Below are 17,216 nucleotides of genomic sequence, written 5' to 3' on the forward strand. Positions count from 1 at the left end.
CTGAAATTTCCGTAAAGCCTGCCGTTATTGTCGTGGAGGGGCCTTGTCACCGTGCCCGATCAAGGTCTCTCAACTTCCTGTTATCATGCGATAAGTCCGATTTCACGCAGACGCTCCTGCAGATAGTCGTCGGCAGTGATTACTTGCGGATAGCGATCCGGGTTTTCCGCAGTGACGCACTGGGGCAGGGTGACGAAGGGGAAATCGCTGCGCAAGTGCAGGAAGAACGGCATCGAGTAGCGACTGTGCGTGCTGCGGTCCCCTGCGGGATTGCGCACGCGGTGCGTGGTCGAGGGCAGGACATGGTTGGTCAGGCGCTGCAGCATGTCGCCGATATTGACCACCATCGCCCCTTCGGGCGGCGCCACCGAGAGCCACTGGCCATTCTTGCCAAGCAGTTCGAGGCCTGCCTCCTCCGCGCCGAGCAACAGGGTAATGAGGTTGATGTCCTCATGCGCGCCGGCCCGGATTGCACCACCCGCATCGCGGCTGACCGGGGGGTAGTGCAGCAGGCGCAGGACTGAGTTGCCGTTCTCGATGGCATGGTCGAACCAGCGCGCATCGAGGCCGAGGTCGATGGCGATCGCCGAGAGCAGTTCGGCGCCGACCCTGTCGAAAGCCGCGTAGAGCCGGGTGAAGGTTTTCTGGAAGTCCTCGATTTCCGCAGGCCAGATGTTGGGCGGCATGGTTGAGGCGAGCGGTGAACCGTCAGGCAGGTCGCGCCCGATGTGCCAGAATTCCTTGAGGTCTTTCTCCGTCGCGCCCTTGGCGACTTCGGTGCGAAACGGCGTGTAGCCGCGCGCCCCGCCCTGGCCGGCCTTGAAGTAGTGCATCTTGGTTTCGACCGGCAGCGCGAAGAACTCTCGGGTCAGGTCCCAGGCCCGCTCGATCAGATCCGGGGCGATACCGTGATCGCGCACCATGGCGAAACCGAAAGTCCGAAAGCTCTCGCCGATGAGCCCGGGCAGGGCTTCGCGGTCGGCGTCGAGACTGAGGACGGGGATTTCGGCAAGGTCCATAGTGGTGCATTCCGTAGTGAATCGTTATGCGGCCTACCTAATTTGTTTCTGGACTTTAGTCGAAACGGAAAGGCAAAAGATGGCGAAGCGCTACTGGCTGATGAAGTCAGAACCCGACGCATACGGCTGGGATGACCTCGTCGCAGAGGGCGAAGGCACCTGGGACGGCGTGCGCAATCATCGCGCGGCGAACAACCTGCGTACGATGGAAGTGGGCGACGAGGCGTTCTTCTACCATTCGAACATCGGCAAGGAGATCGTCGGCATCGTCACGATCAGCGAAGCGGGGATTGCCGATCCCACCGATCCGGAAGGCAAGTGGGCGGCCGTGAAGGTCAAGCCGGTTCGCAAGTTGAAGAAGCCGGTCACGCTCAAGGAAATCAAGGCCGATCCCGAACTGGCGGAGATCGAGCTGGTCAAGCTCTCGCGGCTTTCGGTCGCAGCGATCACGCCCGAGGAATGGGACTACCTTATCGCCAGGTCGGAGGGCTGACCGCGCATCCGCTTGATTGGTCGCGTCTCAGCCACGGCCGGGCGCGCTGCGGGAACCGGATGTCCTGCCTGCCCGTTCTTTCCTAGTGACGGTGGGAAATTTCTTCCGCTGAAACAAGGAGATAATTTTATGGGTGAACTCAAGGACAAGGCCAAGGGCCTCGCTAACGAAATAGCCGGCAACATCAAGCAGGCTGCTGGCGAATCCCGCAATGATCCTTCACTCGAAGCAGAAGGCAAGGCCCAGGAAAAGAAGGGCGAGATGCAGAACCTGAAGGGCAAGGTGAAGGGCGCTTTGGGCGACAAGGTCTAGGTCGCATGCAGGTTCCGCAAGGAAACCGGTTGAAGGGCTGCCGCAAGGCGGCCCTTTTGCGTTGTACGCCAATGCGCTGTGCCGGGCTTGCTCAAACTCGCGCGCGCCGTCCCGTTTTGGGAGGGGCGCGACAAGCGGCTTGCGGAAAAAGTAAACAAAGTCTTAATTTCCGCTTCATGAAAGCCATGAAGCGACGCGCCCTTGTCCTGACCGATGAAGCCGCCCGGCATCCGTTCCGGCGCTCGCTTCCTGCCCATGTGCGCCTGGCGCCGCTGGATCAGGAGGTGCAGCAGGACAATGCCCTTGCCAGGTTGCGCTGGAAGATGACGGGCGGGGACTGGCAGAGCTTCCTGCAGGCCTACTGCGCATCGCTCGTCGCGATGCTCGTCTTTATCGCCTGAGGGCAGATCTTCCCGGGAAAGGGATTGATGTCAGGCCGCTTCTGCGGCCTTTTCTGCGCGAAACAGCAGGTAGCCGAGCCAGGCTGAAGCAACGCAGCACAGCGCCACGACGAGCAATTGCTGTACGATCGCGAGCCCGAGCAGGGTCAGCAGGCCGGTGAGTAGCGAGCCCACCACCATTGCGCCGGAATTGACGATATTGTTGGCGGCCACCGTGCGCGCGGTCTGCGACTTGTCCACGAAAGTGGTCAGGAAGGCATAGAGCGGCACGACGAACATGCCGCCGCACACGGCGATGCCGAGCAGCGTCAGCAACAGCGGCACTGCCAGCGGCTGCGAGAGGAAGGTCGCCACGTCCATCAGTTCGCCCGGTGCGCCGTGAGACGTCCAGGCGCTGCAGACCATTTCGAACGCGAAGAGGAACAGGCCCATGCCGATCACCGAGAGCGGTGAGAAGCGGGCCGAGACCGTGCCCTTGAGCAGGGCGTTGATCGCAATCGACCCGATGGCGACGCCGACCGAGAACATCACGAGGAACAGGCTGGCGACTTCCTTGCTGGCCGCCAGGATATTCTTGGCAAGCGGCGGGAACTGGATGAACAGGACAGTGCCGATCGCCCAGAAGAAGCTGATCGCGCAGATTGCCAGGAACACCCGCTTGTCCTGCATCGTCGTGCGCACGAGCTGGATCGAGGAGCGCCAGATATGGAAGTCGAGCGGTTCGGGCTTGCACATCGGCGGAGCGGGCGGGACCTGCCGCCCGGCGATATAGCCGATGCAGGCGACCACGAAGACGCTGATCGCCGCGGCATCGACACTGATCCAGCCGGCGACGATGGTTCCGGCCAGGACTGCGATGTAGGTCCCCGCCTCGACGAGGCCGGTGCCGGCGAGCACTTCGCCATCGCGCAGGTGCTGCGGGAGGATGGCGTACTTGATCGGGCCGAAGAAGGTCGAGTGAATGCCCATCGCGAAAAGTGCGACCAGCATCAGCGGAATCGCAATGGTGTGCAGGCCGATGCCCTGCCAGGCAAGCGCCAGTCCGGCTCCGCCCACCAGCATGATCAGGATTTCGCAGAACTTGATGATGCGGATGATCTTCGCCTTGTCGCGCATATCGGCGAGTTGGCCGGACAGGGCGGAGAGCGCGAAGAACGGAATGATGAAGATCGCCGAGGCCAAAGCGCTGAACCGGGCCTCGTCGGCCTCGGAGTTGTAGACGCTGTAGACCACGTAAAGAACCATCGCGTTCTTGAACAGGTTGTCATTGAACGCGCCGAGAAGCTGGGTCACGAACAGCGGCAGGAAACGTCGGGCCCGGATGAGTTTTGACGTCGTTGTCATCTGTTGATCTGTAACCGGCCTCAAATTCTGGTGCGCGGACACTTAAAGCGGTGGGCGAGGGGCACAACCCCTGATCGGCACTTTATTCCTCCCTGCGTTACCGGCTATGGGCATTGCCTGAATGCTCACCTTGCCGAATCTCCTCACGCTGTCCCGCATCCTGACTGTGCCGCTTCTGGCATTTCTCTTGTGGTGGCCGAATTGGGAGTTCGGATACGGCCTGGCCTTCGGGCTGTACTGCCTCATGGGCATAACCGATTATTTCGATGGGTATCTCGCGCGCTCGAGCGGGACGGTCTCGAAGCTGGGGATCTTCCTCGACCCGATCGCCGACAAGATCATGGTGGCTGCGGTCATCCTCGTGCTGACGGCGCAGGGCATCCTGCGCGGCCCCTATGTGGGTGACATGCACGTCATCGCCGGCCTGATCATTCTCGTGCGCGAAATCGCCGTCTCGGGCCTGCGCGAATTTCTCGGGCCGCTGCAGGTTTCGGTTCCGGTCAGCAAGCTCGCCAAGTGGAAGACGACTTTCCAGATGGTTTCGCTCGGCGCGCTGATTCTCGGCGGAGCGATGCCCTGGTGGAACGTGCCCTTCGCCGGAATCGCGATCAACCTGCCGCATACCGTGGGCCTGACGACGCTCTGGGCGGCAGCGGCGCTGACGATCATCACCGGCTGGGACTACATGCGCGTCGGCCTCAAGCACATGGACTGATGCGGCGGGCCGATCAGGCCGTCGTCGCCATACGCTTTATCGCAAAGTGCATTCCGGGAGGACTATCCCGCCCGCAATTCGTCCGCCAGCATCCGGAATTCGTCCGAACGCGGGGAATTCCTGCGCCATACGAGCGCGATCTCGCGGTTGGCATTGGGCGAGACGAGAGGGCGGGCCACGACGTTGGTGCCGTTGAGGATGCCTGCGTCGAGCGCCATCTCCGGCAGCATCGTAAGCCCGAGGCCGTTATCGACCATCTGCACGAGCGTGTGCAGGCTGGTACCGATCATCGTTGCGCTGGCACGCAGCTCCGGGCGATTGCAGGCAGCCAGCGCATGGTCCTTGAGGCAATGCCCGTCCTCGAGCAGCAAGAGCCGGTTCTCGTCGATGACGTCGGGAGCGACTTCCTCGGGCGGATTGCGCGGGTCGTCGTGCGGAAAGGCGACGTAGAAGGCGTCGAGTTCGATCGTCTCCTTCTCCACTTCGCCGGTTGCGTAGGGCAGGGCCAGCAGCACGCAGTCGGCCCGGCCGTGGTGAAGCGATTCCATAGCGGCCGCACTGGGTTCCTCGCGCAGGAACAGCTTGAGGTTGGGCCTTTCGCGGCGCAGGCGGGGCAGCATCCGGGGCAGGAGAAAGGGCGCTATCGTCGGGATAACGCTCATGCGCACTTCCCCCGAGAGCGGCTTTCCGCTCGACTGGACGAGTTCGGAAAGCTCCTCGGTCTCGCGCAGGATGCGGTGGGCCTTGGCGACGACGGCATTGCCCAGCGGGGTGAAGCGCACCGCGCGCTTGGTGCGCTCGACCAGCGTCACGTCCAGCAGCGTCTCAAGATCGCGCAGGCCTGCCGAAAGCGTCGATTGCGACACGAAGCAGGCCTCGGCTGCGCGTCCGAAGTGCCCATGCTCATGCAGGGCCACGAGATACTGCAGCTGCTTGAGCGTGGGCTGGTAGACGGTCATCCGGTGGCCTGGCCGCCTTCGTCCTCCGCTGTCGCCATCTCGCCGGTTTCCGCGGCCGCTTCCTGCGGTACCTCGTCATCGACATGGGTCATCTTGAGCCTGCCGTTCTCGACCGCGAAGGCCAGCTTGCCCTCTACCAGGTCCAGTGCATCCTTGCCGAAGACCTCGTAGCGCCAGCCCTGCAGGATCGGCAGGTTCTTGCGGACGCCCGCTGCGAGCAGTTCGAGTTCATCGCTGCGTGTAAGCAGGCGGGCGGCCACGTCGATCTCGCGCGCGCGGATCTTGACCAGCAGCTTGAGCAGGTCTGCCACGAGGGCGCCTTCCTTGCCGAGAGGAGCCCCGCGCGGTGCGCGCGGCGGCATCTCGTCGTCGGGAAGCGGCTGGGCCTTGGCGATAGTTGCCATCAGGCGCTTGCCGATTTCGTTGTCCTTCCAGCCTTGCGACAGGCCGCGCACCTTGGCGAGGTCCGACTGCTGCTTGGGCGGGTGGTTGGCCAGGTCGGCGAGGGTTTCGTCGCGGGCGATGCGGCCGCGCGGGATGTTCTTGCCCTGCGCTTCATGCTCGCGCCATTCGGCGATCGCCTTGAGGCGGCCGAGCATGGCCGGGTTGCGCCCTGCCGCCTTGATCCGCTTCCAGGCCTGGGTGGGATCGTTGCGGTAATTGTCCGGATCGGCGAGCTTTTCCATTTCCTGATTGAGCCAGGCCCCGCGCCCGGTCTTGATCAGGCGCTTGAGGATCTTCGGGAAGATCTTGGAAAGGTGGGTGACGTCGCCGATGGCATATTCGATCTGCCGCTCGGTGAGCGGGCGGCGCGACCAGTCGGTGAAGCGCGCGCCCTTGTCGATCGTCAGGCCGAGCCAGGATTCGACGAGGTTGGAATAGCCGATCTGCTCCGACTGGCTGATCGCCATCATCGCGATCTGGGTGTCGAAGATCGGGTGCGGGGTGCGACCGGTGGCGTTGAAGATGATCTCGACGTCCTGGCCGCCGGCGTGGAAGACCTTCAGGACTTCCTCGTTGTCGGTCAGCAGGTCGAGCAGCGGCGACAGGTCGAGGCCTTCGGCCATCGGATCTATCGCGGCAGCTTCCTCCGTATTGGCGATCTGCACGAGGCAGAGTTCGGGCCAATAGGTGTTCTCGCGCATGAATTCGGTGTCGACGCTGACGAAATCGGATTTTGCCAGTCGTTCACACAGGGCAGCGAGATCTTCGGTCTGGGTTATGAGCGGATGAATGATCATTGAACAGCGGCGTTACGCCTAACAGGACGCAGGATCAACGCTCTCGGATAAGGTTTAGGGGAAGGCTCCCCCACTATTTGCGACGAAATAGTCTCTGAAAGAGGCTCGGTTTTTCCAAGGCTTCGAGTTCGGCGATACTTTCAGGAGTGACGATTCGCCTGCGCAACTGCGTTCCGGTGGTGTGCGCCGGGACTTCCGGGGGTTCCCATCCTTCGGGTTCGAGGCCCGGATCGGCGCCGGGATCTGCGAGTTCGCGAAGCTCCAGAAGAGCGGCGGTTTCCTCGAGTGGGCGGTGGTCCTCGAAAGGTTCCGCAGGGCCGGTCGCAGGCTGGTACGTCGCGGGCGCGAAGCTGCCATGGCCGGGTCCGGTCGTATCGGCGACGGGGCCGGCAATCGGCGCAGGCTGCAGCGCCGGCTCGCAGACGAAGGCATCGGGCGCGGCCACGGCGGGAGCCGCGACGAAAGGATAGGATTCGTTGCTGCCGACCAGCACTGCCATGGGGCGCGGCAGGCCTTCGCGCATGGCCGTGTCGCGGACGGCGATATGGGCAAGGACGGCGATGAAGCTGGCGCCCAGCATATAGGCGCGGCGTTCCTTTTCGCTGGCGTCGCCGCCGGGACGGCAGCGCTGCTCGAGCGCGAAAACTGCGCCGTAGAGATCGTCGATGCCGGCAATGCCGATCGTGTCGTCCACTTCGACAAATCGATCCGTCCAGCGGCTTGCGGCGCCAACGTAGCCGCCCAGAAGCGAAGCGCGGTCGCTGCGCGAGAAAGGCCAGGCGTCATCGCTGTAGTAATGCGTCTCGACGTGCGGCGGCATCAGGCCGGAAGGATCGGGCGAGAGGCCGATGTGGCCCGGGTCGCTGAGGTCGATGCCGATGGCGGTGATCGGCGCGCCCAGCGCGTCCAGGTGCGCCAGTCGTCCGGCGATGTCTTCCCATCCCGTGATCAGGAGGTCTGCGGAAGTGATCTGCGGGAAACGTTCGGGCAGGGGAAGTCCCGGGCCGCTGACCAGGGCGATTCGGCTTCGCAGCCAGGTTTCCGCCTGTTCGGCCTGGCCTTCGCGCAACAGGACCTCGATGGCATGGCGGAATTCCTCATCGACCATTCCGTCGATCGTGATTTCGGCCAGCATGTTATTCTCTCCTGATGACCCGTAGGATCGCAGATAGAAGTGCAATCGTTTATTTCGGGTTACGAGATTAATTTCGGGTAACGCCCCGGCATCTTGCGGGCCTGCGGGCGAGGGCGGAAATCGGCTCAGGGCAAACGCCATCTGGAAATCGTGGCGGCAGTCCTCTAGGGGGCTGCGCTTGCAACCAGTTTTCTTGAGAAGAAGCGCGACCACGCCATGACCCATCCCTATCGCTCCCACACTTGCGGCGCCCTGACTGCGGCCGATGTCGGCCAGACCGTCCGCCTGTCCGGCTGGGTACATCGCAAGCGTGACCACGGCGGCGTTCTCTTCGTGGACCTGCGCGACCACTACGGCATCACCCAGGTGGTGACCGATGCGGATAGCCCCGCGCTCGAAATTCTCGATTCGCTGCGTCTCGAAAGCGTCGTGACCATCGAGGGCAACGTGAAGGCGCGCACCGAGGCAACGGTGAACCCGAACCTGCCGACCGGCGAGATCGAGGTCTATGCGCGCAGCGCCACGGTGCTGTCGAAGGCCGAGGAACTGCCGATGCCGGTCGCCGGTGAGCAGGAGTATCCGGAGGACATCCGCCTCAAGTACCGCTTCCTCGACTTGCGCCGCGAGACGCTGCACGCCAACATCGTGACGCGCACCAGGATCATCTCGGACATGCGTCGCCGCATGGAAGGCATCGGCTTCACCGAGTACTCGACGCCGATCCTCACTGCGTCCTCGCCCGAAGGCGCGCGCGACTTCCTCGTGCCCAGCCGCATTCACGCCGGCAAGTTCTACGCGCTCCCGCAGGCGCCGCAACAGTACAAGCAGCTGCTGATGGTTGCCGGATTCGACCGCTACTTCCAGATCGCGCCGTGCTTCCGCGACGAGGACCCGCGCGCCGACCGCCTGCCGGGCGAGTTCTACCAGCTCGACCTCGAGATGAGCTTCGTTACCCAGGAGGAAATCTGGGAAACGATGGAGCCGGTGATCCAGGGCGTCTTTGCCGAGTTCGCCAAGGGCAAGCCGGTCACCCCCTCGGGTGAATTCCGCCGCATTCCCTATGCCCAGGCGATGCTGGACTACGGTTCGGACAAACCGGACCTGCGCAATCCGATCGTCATCAAGGACGTGACCGAGCACTTCAAGGGCTCGGGCTTCGGCATCTTCGCGGGCATCGTCGAGAACGGCGGTACGATCCGCGCGGTCCCGGCGCCGGGCGCGGGCGCTGGCAGCCGCAAGTTCTTCGACGAGATGAACAACTGGGCGCGCGGCGAGGGCTTCTCGGGCCTGGGCTACATCAACATCAAGGACGGCGTCCCCGGCGGCCCGATCGCCAAGAACCATGGCGAGGACAAGACCGCGGCGCTGATCGAGGCACTGGGCCTTGGTCCCAACGACGGCGTGTTCTTCGCTGCCGGCAAGGAAGAGCAGGCGGCCAAGCTCGCCGGTCTCGCCCGCACCCGCGTCGCCGAGCAGCTCGACCTGATCGACAAGGACCGCTTCGAGCTGTGCTGGATCGTCGACTTCCCGTTCTTCGAATGGGACGAGGACAACAAGAAGGTCGACTTTGCGCACAACCCGTTCTCGATGCCGCAGGGCGGCATGGAAGCGCTGACCTCGCAGGACCCGCTCACGATCAAGGCGTTCCAGTACGATCTCGTGTGCAACGGCTACGAGATCGCTTCCGGCTCGATCCGTAACCAGAGCCCTGAGCTGATGGTTGCGGCTTTCGAGAAGGTCGGCCTGTCGAAGCAGGACGTCGAGGATCGTTTCGGCGGCCTCTACCGCGCATTCCAGTATGGCGCGCCGCCGCATGGCGGCATGGCGGCCGGTGTCGACCGCATCGTCATGCTCCTGTGCGGCGCGCAGAACCTGCGCGAAGTCACGCTGTTCCCGATGAACCAGCGCGCCGAAGACCTGCTGATGGGCGCGCCGTCACCGGCCGAGCTGAAGCAGCTTCGCGAACTGCACCTGCGTGTCGTCGATGCGGTGAAGCCCGCCGTTGCCACGCCGGGCCACGTTGTCGCGCCCGACGCAGGCTGATAGACTGATGTCTGCCTGAAATGGGTAGGCCGGCTCCGGTTGAGCCGGCCCGCGCATTCGCCCTGGCCTGCATCCGGGGCATGCGTGACCAGGCAGCCATCCGGCGAGCCCCATGGCCTTGCAGGTGCGGCGATGGTTGCTGCGCTTGAGGTTGGAGCTTGTACAATGCAGCAGCAGATTGCGCTTATCACGCTTGGCGTCGCCGACATGGCCCGGGCCAAGGCTTTCTATCGCGAAGGGTTCGGCTGGGAGCCGGCGTTCGAGATGGACGACGTCGCCTTCTTCCAGATGAACGGGTTCGTCTTCGGGATCTGGGGGCGCGGCGACCTCGACGGGGACATGCAGCGCAAGGCATCGGGTTCGGGCAGTTTCGCCCTGGCGCACAACGTCGAGAGCGCGCAGGCCGTAGATGATGCCATTGCGCGGCTCGTCGCAGCCGGAGCATCGCTGCTGCGCAAGGCGGACAGCCCGCCCCATGGCGGCTATCGCGGTTATGTGGCCGACCCGGACGGCCATGCCTGGGAAATTGCCTGGAATCCCGCCTGGACAGTGGATAACAGGGGGTATGTCACCTTGCCGACATCCTCCTAAGTTCAGCGGGAGGCTTGCCAGCTCGACTCGTTGTCATTAGGGCGACTTTCGAGATTTTATCCTCCGGATTGAGAAGGGGTCTATTCAAATGAGCGATACCGCCGATCGGGTTAAGAAGATCGTCGTTGAGCACCTCGGCGTCGAAGCCGACAAGGTGACCGAAGAAGCAAGCTTCATCGACGACCTGGGCGCAGACAGCCTCGACATCGTCGAGCTGGTCATGGCCTTCGAAGAAGAGTTCGGCGTTGAGATCCCGGACGATGCTGCTGAAAAGATCAGCACCGTTTCCGATGCGATCAAGTACATCGAAGAAAACAAGGGCTGAGCCAGTCCTTCGGTTTCGCCGCTTCCCTGACTGATGTCAGGGGGCGGGATGCCGGAACCCGGATTGATATCGACAGGCTCGACCTCTAAGGGGCGGGCCTGTTGCCGTTTCGGCCAACTGAATTTCCCTGGCCAGATGCATTACCGGCCAACTGCATTTTTGGAGAGCATGAATGCGTCGCGTCGTCGTTACCGGACTTGGTCTTGTCACCCCGCTGGGTGCCAATGTTGAGACCACCTGGGCCAATATCCTCGCCGGCAAGAGCGGCGCTGGGCCGATCACCAAGTTCGATGCCTCGGACCAGAAATGCCGTATCGCCTGCGAAGTGAAGCCGGCCGATCATGAATATGGCTTCGACGCCAACAAGCGCGTCGACCACAAGGTCCAGCGTCAGGTCGATCCCTTCATCGTCTTCGGCATCGATGCCGCGGGCCAGGCGATCGAAGACGCCGGTCTTGCCGACATGGATGAGGAAACCCGCCTCATGGCCGGCTGCTCGATCGGTTCGGGCATCGGCGGCCTGCCGGGCATCGAAAGCGAATCGCTCGTGCTGGCCGAGAAGGGCCCGAGCCGCGTCTCGCCGCACTTCGTCCACGGCCGCCTGATCAACCTGATCTCGGGTCAGGTCTCGATCAAGTACGGCCTGATGGGCCCGAACCACGCGGTCGTCACCGCCTGCTCGACCGGCGCCCATTCGATCGGCGACGCGGCGCGCATGATCAAGGACGGCGATGCCAACATCATGCTGGCGGGCGGCGCGGAAAGCACCATCTGTCCGATCGGCATTGCCGGCTTTGCGCAGGCCCGCGCGCTCTCGACCAATTTCAACGACGATCCGAGCAGGGCCAGCCGCCCTTACGATCAGGCCCGCGACGGCTTCGTCATGGGTGAGGGCGCCGGCGTCGTCGTGCTCGAGGAGTACGAGCACGCAAAGGCCCGCGGTGCCAAGATCTACGCCGAAGTGATCGGCTACGGTCTTTCGGGCGATGCCTACCACGTCACCGCGCCGCATCCCGAAGGCTCGGGCGCATACCGCTCGATGGCGATGGCGCTGCGCAAGGCCGGCGTCGAGCCCAAGGACATCGACTACATCAATGCCCACGGCACCTCGACCCCGCTTGGCGACGAGCTCGAACTTGGCGCGGTGCGCCGCCTCTTCGGCGATGCCATCAACGATGTCTCGATGAGCTCGACCAAGTCGGCGATCGGGCACCTGCTTGGCGGTGCTGGCGCGGTGGAATCGATCTTCTGCATCCTCGCACTGCGCGACCAGATCGTGCCGCCGACCCTCAACCTCGATAACCCGAGCGAGAGCTGCCAGGGCGTCGACCTCGTGCCGCACACCGCGAAGAAGCGCGAAGTGCGCGCCGTGCTCAACAACAGCTTCGGGTTCGGCGGCACCAACGCCAGCCTGGTGATGCGCAAGATCGACTGAGGCGATAGCCGATGGAGCGGACGGGCCGATGATGTCCCGGCGCGGATGGATTCTGGCCGCGGTGCTTGCCGCGGCCGTCCTCCTGGCTCTCTGGAGCTTCCTGGGCGGCTGGTTCGGTTCCGGCCCTCTGGAGAAGGACCGCAACTTCATCGTGCCTGCGGGCGCCAGCCTGACGGCAGTTGCGGAAAGGCTGGAAGAGCAGGGCGTGATCCGTTCCGCTTCCGGCTTCGCGCTGCGTGCGCGGATCTTCGGCGGCGGCGGCGCCATCAAGGCCGGCGAGTTCGCCATCCCCGCTCATGCCAGCCCCTCGCGGGTGCTCGGCATCATCACCAGCGATGACGTGATCCGCCGCTATGTCACCATCCCCGAGGGCATGCCCTCGATCATGGTGCAGGAGCGGCTGATGGCGACGCCGGAACTGACCGGGGAAGTACCGGTGCCCGAAGAGGGCTCGGTGCTGCCCGACAGCTATGCCTATCAGTCGGGCGACAGCCGGGAGGACGTTCTGCGCCGCATGCAGGCCGCGATGACCCGCACGCTCAAGGAGGAGTGGGGCAAGCGCGGCAAGGACCTTGTGGTGAAGACGCCCGAGGAAGCTCTGATCCTCGCCTCGATCGTCGAGAAGGAGACCGGCAAGGCCTCCGAGCGGCGCATGGTGGCCGGCCTCTATTCCAATCGGCTGCGCGAAGGCATGCTCTTGCAGGCGGACCCGACGATCATCTACCCGATCACCAGGGGCAAACCGCTGGGCCGCCGCATCCTCCAGTCGGAAATCCAGGCGGTCAACGACTACAATACCTACACGATGGTCGGCCTGCCCAGGCATCCGATCACCAATCCCGGCCGCGCTTCGATCGAGGCTGTCCTGCATCCGGCCAGGACCGATGCGCTCTACATGGTTGCGGACGGTACCGGGGGTCATGCTTTCGCCGCGACTTTGGCCGAGCATAACGACAACGTGAAGAAGTGGTTCGCGATCCGTCGCCAGCGCGGTGAACTCTGACGCCTGATGCGTTAGGTTGCCGGCCGCGCCGCTGACGGCGCGCAACCCGAGGAGGCCACCATCGGCGCGAATCTGCCCGGACAAGCCCTTAGTCCCGAGCGCAAGCCCGGCGCGCCCCTGCTGGTCACGGCCGAACTCCCGGGCGACGTCCTCTCATGGGCCGATGGCCTGCGCCGCGCCCACTACCCGCCTGAACGCAATCGCCTGCGGGCTCATGTCACGCTGTTCCATGCTTTGCCGGCCTCTGTGGAGGAGGAGCTTGTGCAGGTCCTCAAGGACCTCGCCGCAAGCCCGCCACCGCCCGCGCGCATGACCGGCCTGATGAAGCTCGGGCACGGCACTGCCCTTGCAGTCGAAGCGCCTGAGATCGTCGAATTGCATGGCGTGATCGCCGAGCGCATGCACGGTCTGTTGACCAGCCAGGACGCAAGGCCATTGCGGCTTCACATCACGATCCAGAACAAGGTGACGGCTGAGGAGGCACGGGCGCTGCAGGGCGAACTGGCGCCGCAACTGAAGCCTGTTCCATTCCGTTTTCGCGGCTTCGGCCTCTACGCCTGGGAAGACGGCTTGTGGCGCGAAATCAGGACGATTCCTTTTCGCGGATAATTCGTCATTTCAGGTGTTGACCGATCCCAACCTCCCCCCTAAAGGACGCGGCCTGCACCGGGCAAACCGGGGCGGCCGGAACAGGCCACATGGTATGGCGGAGTAGCTCAGCCGGTTAGAGCAGCGGAATCATAATCCGCGTGTCGGGGGTTCGAGTCCCTCCTCCGCTACCATCCTTTGATCCGGAAGCTTCCACAAGCGTCCGCATTTTTCCAAAAATCGAAAGAAAAGCAGAGGGTTGCGGGTGATTCGCGTCCGCATGCGCCCATGGTCTTCCACATGCAGCCAGATTTGGTGTGGGGGTATTTTGGGGGTATTTTCGCGGAGTGTCGGAAAGGAGCGATACCCCCAATGCCTCTCACGGAGACTCAGGCCCGAAATTCCAAGCCAAGTGATCGCGCCTACAAGCTGGCCGACGGGGAGGGCTTATTCCTGTTCGTCCAGCCGAACGGATCAAAGTTGTGGCGGATGAAGTACCGCTTCGCAGGCAAGGAGAAGTTGCTCTCGTTCGGCGCTTACCCAGACCTCGGGATAGCTGCAGCGCGTGCCAAGCGCACAGCCGCAAAGGCGTTGCTAGCCGAGGGCAAGGATCCAACGAAATCCAAGGGGGAAGTGATCTCGCAGGAGAGTGCCACTTTCTTTGATGTCGCAAAGCGCTGGCATGAAAATCGAAAGAGCGCGTTGAATGCCGCGCACGCCGAACGTGTCTGGTCGCGCATGGAAAGGGACGTGTTTCCAGCCATCGGCGAGAAACTCGTGCATGAAATCACTGCGCCCGACGTCCTGGCAATGATACGCAAAATCGAAGCAAGAGGCGCGCTCGATATCAGCCGGCGTGCGAAGCAAGGGGTTGGGCAAGTCTTCCAGTTCGCAATCGCGTGTGGCCTGGCCTCGAATGATCCGACGACACATCTGCGTGGGGCGCTAAAGCCGCGACCACGAGTGAAGCATATGAGCCGGCTGCCGCTCAGCGAATTGCCCGCATTCATCGAGAAGCTGCATGCCTACCAGGAAGATGGCGAACGACGGTCCTCAATCACCCGTGACGCAGTTCTCTTTGCGCTCCTGACTTGGGTTCGAACGAAGGAGCTCCGCTTCGCCGCCAAATCCGAGTTCGAAGACCTCGGCGGCAAATCACCTGTCTGGCGCATACCGGCCGAGCGAATGAAGATGGGACGAGAGCATTTGGTTCCCCTCTCGCAGCAGGCAACGCACATCGCGAAATCTATGATAGCAGCAGCGCCTGGCGAGTTTCTCTTCCCGGGTAACGGCCCGAACAAGCCGCTTTCAGAGAACACAATGATCTACGCGCTCTATCGCCTCGGATACCACAGTCGCCAAACCGTACACGGCTTCCGGGGCTTGGCGAGCACCTGGGCCAATGAGCAGTTGGTCGAGTTCGGCAAGCCGCCCATGTGGATCAGGAAATACCATGAGGATTGGGTCGAACTACAGCTCGCGCATTCGGAGAAAAACGACGTGCGTGGAGCTTACAATGCCGCTGAATATCTGGCTCCCCGGCGCCGGATGATGCAGGACTGGGCTGACTATCTGAGCGGCGGGAAGGTGATCGACATCAAGAAGGCAGGGAAGCGCGCAGCCTGATAACTATGGCATCGATCAGACCGGTCCAATCCAGTCTGCGCGCAAACGATCTCGACCTGCGACAACCCCCTCGACAATCACCGCTGATCCGACGAATTCGCATTCGGGTTCTTCGCTCTCGATGATCCAGACGACTTCGTCTGTCGTGGTCAGGAACATCCCGCGTCTACCGCGGCTTAAAATTCCCGAGACGCGTATTCGACCCGCGCTCACAACACCCCCCGTTCAAAAACGCCAATGGCGCAGCACTTCGCGCACATAGGCCGGCGTCTCGCCATTGCGAGGAATACCGCCTGCGCGCTCGACGGCACCTGGACCTGCGTTGTAGGCAGCGAGGGCCAGATGAACTACCCCGAACTTGTCCAGCATCTGGCGTAGGTATCGGGCCGCACCCAAGATGTTCGCCTTGGGATCGAAGCGATTTGAAACGCCAAGGTCCCGCGCTGTCCCTGGCATCAATTGCCCCAAACCTGCGGCCCCGGCCTTGCTGATGGCCATCGGATTATATCGTGATTCCGTCCATACAAGAGCGTCGAGAAGGCCGCTTGGTAGCGAGTATTGAGCCTCAGCAGCGTAAACATGAGGAAGGTAGCTTGCCCGACGGAATCCCGATGGCGCGCTGCCTTGGGGCTTTGGATATCGATAGGGCAGATAGGTTCGACCCGTATCGGTAGCCGGCGGCTCGGACCAGATCGTTGGAGGCTTTCTCCAAATGCCATGTTCGACGAGAAGGAAGCCATCAGCCCCTTCTGCAACGCGGAAGCCGTCGGTCGTCAACTCCGAGGCAACGGTCATCTGAGGGGGCTCCATCTCCTGCGCGTGAGCGGGGAGGACGGACCCAAGTCCTGTCGTTGCCCCTGCAACTACTGCCCATTTCAGTCTCATTCCCGAATCCTTTGGTGGTCGAATCGGGAAAGAACATATATAGAACATGTGATGTAGGAAAATGAAACGTCAGCGACGCAGAGCGGAGGCTGCGCGGGTGGAGGCACGTTACGATGGAGATGCCCCATGCACCAACACCGATCATCCCAATTCCAAGGTCTGCAACTGGAAAACCGCGCGCGCAAGATAGTCGAGCAGCTGGGCGGTGCCTGGTCGCGTTCGCGCGGAATGTGCTGCTGCCCGGCCCACGACGATCGCACTCCTTCGCTAAGCATCACACTCGGAAAGCGCGCAATTCTTGTTCATTGCTTTGCCGGCTGCACGAACGAGGCGGTGATAGAAGCCATGGCCGGGCTCGGAATACGAATTGCGGACCTGTTCGATGGCACGAGTGGTCCGATCGTGGCCGAACCGCGCGAGGAAGTCGCCAATCGCAATGCGCTGAGGCTCTGGCGTGAGGCATCGACCATCGCTGGCAGCCCCGCCGAGAAGTACCTCGTGTCCAGAGGCATCACGATTTCTTCGCCGGAGCTGCGTTTCCACCCGCATATGCCGCTGGGGCCAAAGGGTGCTGTCCGGTTTCTACCCGCGATGGTGGCGGCCGTGCGCAATGATGCAGGAATTCTGGCGCTGCACCGCTCCTTCCTTGACCTCGACAAAACCAGCTTGGCTTCTTTCGATCAGCCCAGGCGTGCGTTAGGCAGCCCCGGTTCTGGGGCGGTGCGTTTCGCGTACCCGAATGGGGGACGCCTTGGCCTCGCAGAGGGAAACGAAACGGCCCTCTCAGCGATGCAAATGTTCAAGGTTCCCTGCTGGGCGACGCTAGGAAACGAACGCTTCGGCTTGGCCACAATCCCGGAATCGGTGCACCAGCTGTATCTCTTTGTCGACAATGATGCGGGCGGGCACCTTGCTGAAGAGCGTGCGCGAGAGGCCTACGCTTGTGAAGGGCGGCTGATTGTCACCAGGCGTCCGGAGCTAACCGGCGACGACTGGAATGATGTGCTCATGCGCTCAGTCCGAGCTACGGTCTGAATGTCGGTGAGAGGAAAGCGGGCTTGGGGCCTTGTGAGGCCCCCGGGCGGATCCATCCGAACGGAC

Annotated in this window: 19 protein-coding genes and 1 tRNA gene; 13 read left to right on the forward strand and 7 right to left on the reverse strand. The window is 62.8% G+C overall.

The window, feature by feature from the left end:
• Positions 1-83: 83 nt before the first annotated feature.
• Positions 84-1,019: an isopenicillin N synthase family oxygenase gene (locus tag PP1Y_RS13305; protein ID WP_013832705.1), complete on the reverse strand. Its 936-nt coding sequence runs from the start codon at positions 1,017-1,019 to the stop codon at positions 84-86.
• Between the two features lie 79 nt (positions 1,020-1,098).
• On the opposite strand from PP1Y_RS13305, the gene PP1Y_RS13310 reads away from it, so the two are divergent.
• The 3 genes from PP1Y_RS13310 to PP1Y_RS13320 all read left to right on the forward strand — a co-directional run bounded on the left by PP1Y_RS13310 (position 1,099) and on the right by PP1Y_RS13320 (position 2,225).
• Complete coding sequence (locus PP1Y_RS13310; protein ID WP_013832706.1) at positions 1,099-1,512, forward strand: EVE domain-containing protein; 414 nt, start codon at positions 1,099-1,101, stop codon at positions 1,510-1,512.
• 129 nt (positions 1,513-1,641) lie between these two features.
• Positions 1,642-1,824: a CsbD family protein gene (locus PP1Y_RS13315; RefSeq protein ID WP_041558843.1), complete on the forward strand. Its 183-nt coding sequence runs from the start codon at positions 1,642-1,644 to the stop codon at positions 1,822-1,824.
• A gap of 185 nt (positions 1,825-2,009) precedes the next feature.
• Complete coding sequence (locus tag PP1Y_RS13320) at positions 2,010-2,225, forward strand: hypothetical protein (protein ID WP_232512676.1); 216 nt, start codon at positions 2,010-2,012, stop codon at positions 2,223-2,225.
• Positions 2,226-2,255: 30 nt separating this feature from the next.
• On the opposite strand, the gene PP1Y_RS13325 is transcribed toward PP1Y_RS13320, so the two are convergent.
• Positions 2,256-3,569 carry an MFS transporter gene (locus PP1Y_RS13325; protein ID WP_013832708.1) on the reverse strand — a complete coding sequence of 438 codons (1,314 nt, stop codon included), beginning with the start codon at positions 3,567-3,569 and terminating at the stop codon, positions 2,256-2,258.
• A 121-nt stretch (positions 3,570-3,690) separates the two neighbouring features.
• Here PP1Y_RS13325 and pgsA point away from each other — a divergent pair, with 121 nt between their 5' ends.
• Positions 3,691-4,284 carry a CDP-diacylglycerol--glycerol-3-phosphate 3-phosphatidyltransferase gene (pgsA, locus tag PP1Y_RS13330; RefSeq protein ID WP_013832709.1) on the forward strand — a complete coding sequence of 198 codons (594 nt, stop codon included), beginning with the start codon at positions 3,691-3,693 and terminating at the stop codon, positions 4,282-4,284.
• 62 nt (positions 4,285-4,346) lie between these two features.
• Here the strand turns inward: pgsA and PP1Y_RS13335 are convergent, their stop codons facing one another.
• The 3 genes from PP1Y_RS13335 to PP1Y_RS24700 all read right to left on the reverse strand — a co-directional run bounded on the left by PP1Y_RS13335 (position 4,347) and on the right by PP1Y_RS24700 (position 7,619).
• On the reverse strand, positions 4,347-5,243 hold the full coding sequence (locus tag PP1Y_RS13335; protein ID WP_013832710.1) for a hydrogen peroxide-inducible genes activator: 897 nt from the start codon (positions 5,241-5,243) through the stop codon (positions 4,347-4,349).
• On the reverse strand, positions 5,240-6,484 hold the full coding sequence (gene rnd / locus PP1Y_RS13340; RefSeq protein WP_013832711.1) for a ribonuclease D: 1,245 nt from the start codon (positions 6,482-6,484) through the stop codon (positions 5,240-5,242). Before rnd ends, PP1Y_RS13335 begins: the two co-directional genes overlap by 4 nt.
• A gap of 73 nt (positions 6,485-6,557) precedes the next feature.
• Entirely contained in the window at positions 6,558-7,619 is a 1,062-nt protein-coding gene (locus PP1Y_RS24700; protein WP_051010034.1) for a hypothetical protein, read from the reverse strand.
• A 216-nt stretch (positions 7,620-7,835) separates the two neighbouring features.
• On the opposite strand from PP1Y_RS24700, the gene aspS reads away from it, so the two are divergent.
• The 8 genes from aspS to PP1Y_RS13385 all read left to right on the forward strand — a co-directional run bounded on the left by aspS (position 7,836) and on the right by PP1Y_RS13385 (position 15,230).
• Positions 7,836-9,662 carry an aspartate--tRNA ligase gene (aspS, locus tag PP1Y_RS13350; RefSeq protein ID WP_013832712.1) on the forward strand — a complete coding sequence of 609 codons (1,827 nt, stop codon included), beginning with the start codon at positions 7,836-7,838 and terminating at the stop codon, positions 9,660-9,662.
• 165 nt (positions 9,663-9,827) lie between these two features.
• A complete protein-coding gene (locus PP1Y_RS13355) occupies positions 9,828-10,253 on the forward strand; it encodes a VOC family protein (protein ID WP_041558844.1) in 426 nt (141 codons plus the stop codon).
• 88 nt (positions 10,254-10,341) lie between these two features.
• Complete coding sequence (locus PP1Y_RS13360) at positions 10,342-10,578, forward strand: acyl carrier protein (protein WP_007013838.1); 237 nt, start codon at positions 10,342-10,344, stop codon at positions 10,576-10,578.
• A gap of 172 nt (positions 10,579-10,750) precedes the next feature.
• Positions 10,751-12,013 carry a beta-ketoacyl-ACP synthase II gene (gene fabF, locus PP1Y_RS13365; protein WP_013832714.1) on the forward strand — a complete coding sequence of 421 codons (1,263 nt, stop codon included), beginning with the start codon at positions 10,751-10,753 and terminating at the stop codon, positions 12,011-12,013.
• A 28-nt stretch (positions 12,014-12,041) separates the two neighbouring features.
• Positions 12,042-13,016 carry an endolytic transglycosylase MltG gene (gene mltG / locus PP1Y_RS13370; RefSeq protein WP_041558845.1) on the forward strand — a complete coding sequence of 325 codons (975 nt, stop codon included), beginning with the start codon at positions 12,042-12,044 and terminating at the stop codon, positions 13,014-13,016.
• Between the two features lie 168 nt (positions 13,017-13,184).
• Positions 13,185-13,625 (forward strand): 2'-5' RNA ligase family protein, encoded by a 441-nt coding sequence (locus PP1Y_RS13375; protein WP_255327363.1) that lies wholly within the window; start codon positions 13,185-13,187, stop codon positions 13,623-13,625.
• Positions 13,626-13,721: 96 nt separating this feature from the next.
• Positions 13,722-13,798 (forward strand) — tRNA-Met (locus tag PP1Y_RS13380).
• A gap of 178 nt (positions 13,799-13,976) precedes the next feature.
• Positions 13,977-15,230, forward strand: coding sequence for an integrase arm-type DNA-binding domain-containing protein (locus PP1Y_RS13385; protein WP_013832717.1), 1,254 nt, complete (start codon positions 13,977-13,979; stop codon positions 15,228-15,230).
• A gap of 15 nt (positions 15,231-15,245) precedes the next feature.
• On the opposite strand, the gene PP1Y_RS26115 is transcribed toward PP1Y_RS13385, so the two are convergent.
• Both PP1Y_RS26115 and PP1Y_RS13390 read right to left on the reverse strand, forming a co-directional pair.
• Positions 15,246-15,389 carry a DUF5818 domain-containing protein gene (locus PP1Y_RS26115; protein WP_007013843.1) on the reverse strand — a complete coding sequence of 48 codons (144 nt, stop codon included), beginning with the start codon at positions 15,387-15,389 and terminating at the stop codon, positions 15,246-15,248.
• A 66-nt stretch (positions 15,390-15,455) separates the two neighbouring features.
• Positions 15,456-16,115 carry a lytic transglycosylase domain-containing protein gene (locus PP1Y_RS13390; protein ID WP_013832718.1) on the reverse strand — a complete coding sequence of 220 codons (660 nt, stop codon included), beginning with the start codon at positions 16,113-16,115 and terminating at the stop codon, positions 15,456-15,458.
• Between the two features lie 126 nt (positions 16,116-16,241).
• On the opposite strand from PP1Y_RS13390, the gene PP1Y_RS13395 reads away from it, so the two are divergent.
• The gene (locus tag PP1Y_RS13395; protein WP_013832719.1) at positions 16,242-17,150 is read left to right on the forward strand and encodes a toprim domain-containing protein; all 909 of its coding nucleotides are present in this window, start codon (positions 16,242-16,244) and stop codon (positions 17,148-17,150) included.
• The last annotated feature ends 66 nt before the right edge of the window (positions 17,151-17,216 follow it).

The organism is Novosphingobium sp. PP1Y (assembly GCF_000253255.1).
Lineage (GTDB): Bacteria > Pseudomonadota > Alphaproteobacteria > Sphingomonadales > Sphingomonadaceae > Novosphingobium.

Bases quoted from the DNA above. Each gene is read 5' to 3' on its own strand.
- PP1Y_RS13335 (WP_013832710.1), bottom strand. From the start codon at position 5,243: ATGACCGTCTACCAGCCCACGCTCAAGCAGCTGCAGTATCTCGTGGCC.
- PP1Y_RS13385 (WP_013832717.1), top strand. From the start codon at position 13,977: ATGCCTCTCACGGAGACTCAGGCCCGAAATTCCAAGCCAAGTGATCGC.
- PP1Y_RS13310 (WP_013832706.1), top strand. From the start codon at position 1,099: ATGGCGAAGCGCTACTGGCTGATGAAGTCAGAACCCGACGCATACGGC.
- PP1Y_RS13395 (WP_013832719.1), top strand. From the start codon at position 16,242: ATGCACCAACACCGATCATCCCAATTCCAAGGTCTGCAACTGGAAAAC.
- mltG (WP_041558845.1), top strand. From the start codon at position 12,042: ATGATGTCCCGGCGCGGATGGATTCTGGCCGCGGTGCTTGCCGCGGCC.
- PP1Y_RS13305 (WP_013832705.1), bottom strand. From the start codon at position 1,019: ATGGACCTTGCCGAAATCCCCGTCCTCAGTCTCGACGCCGACCGCGAA.
- PP1Y_RS13315 (WP_041558843.1), top strand. From the start codon at position 1,642: ATGGGTGAACTCAAGGACAAGGCCAAGGGCCTCGCTAACGAAATAGCC.
- PP1Y_RS13390 (WP_013832718.1), bottom strand. From the start codon at position 16,115: ATGAGACTGAAATGGGCAGTAGTTGCAGGGGCAACGACAGGACTTGGG.
- PP1Y_RS26115 (WP_007013843.1), bottom strand. From the start codon at position 15,389: ATGTTCCTGACCACGACAGACGAAGTCGTCTGGATCATCGAGAGCGAA.
- aspS (WP_013832712.1), top strand. From the start codon at position 7,836: ATGACCCATCCCTATCGCTCCCACACTTGCGGCGCCCTGACTGCGGCC.
- PP1Y_RS13320 (WP_232512676.1), top strand. From the start codon at position 2,010: ATGAAGCGACGCGCCCTTGTCCTGACCGATGAAGCCGCCCGGCATCCG.
- PP1Y_RS13355 (WP_041558844.1), top strand. From the start codon at position 9,828: ATGCAGCAGCAGATTGCGCTTATCACGCTTGGCGTCGCCGACATGGCC.
- PP1Y_RS24700 (WP_051010034.1), bottom strand. From the start codon at position 7,619: ATGCTGGCCGAAATCACGATCGACGGAATGGTCGATGAGGAATTCCGC.
- PP1Y_RS13325 (WP_013832708.1), bottom strand. From the start codon at position 3,569: ATGACAACGACGTCAAAACTCATCCGGGCCCGACGTTTCCTGCCGCTG.
- rnd (WP_013832711.1), bottom strand. From the start codon at position 6,484: ATGATCATTCATCCGCTCATAACCCAGACCGAAGATCTCGCTGCCCTG.
- PP1Y_RS13360 (WP_007013838.1), top strand. From the start codon at position 10,342: ATGAGCGATACCGCCGATCGGGTTAAGAAGATCGTCGTTGAGCACCTC.
- fabF (WP_013832714.1), top strand. From the start codon at position 10,751: ATGCGTCGCGTCGTCGTTACCGGACTTGGTCTTGTCACCCCGCTGGGT.
- pgsA (WP_013832709.1), top strand. From the start codon at position 3,691: ATGCTCACCTTGCCGAATCTCCTCACGCTGTCCCGCATCCTGACTGTG.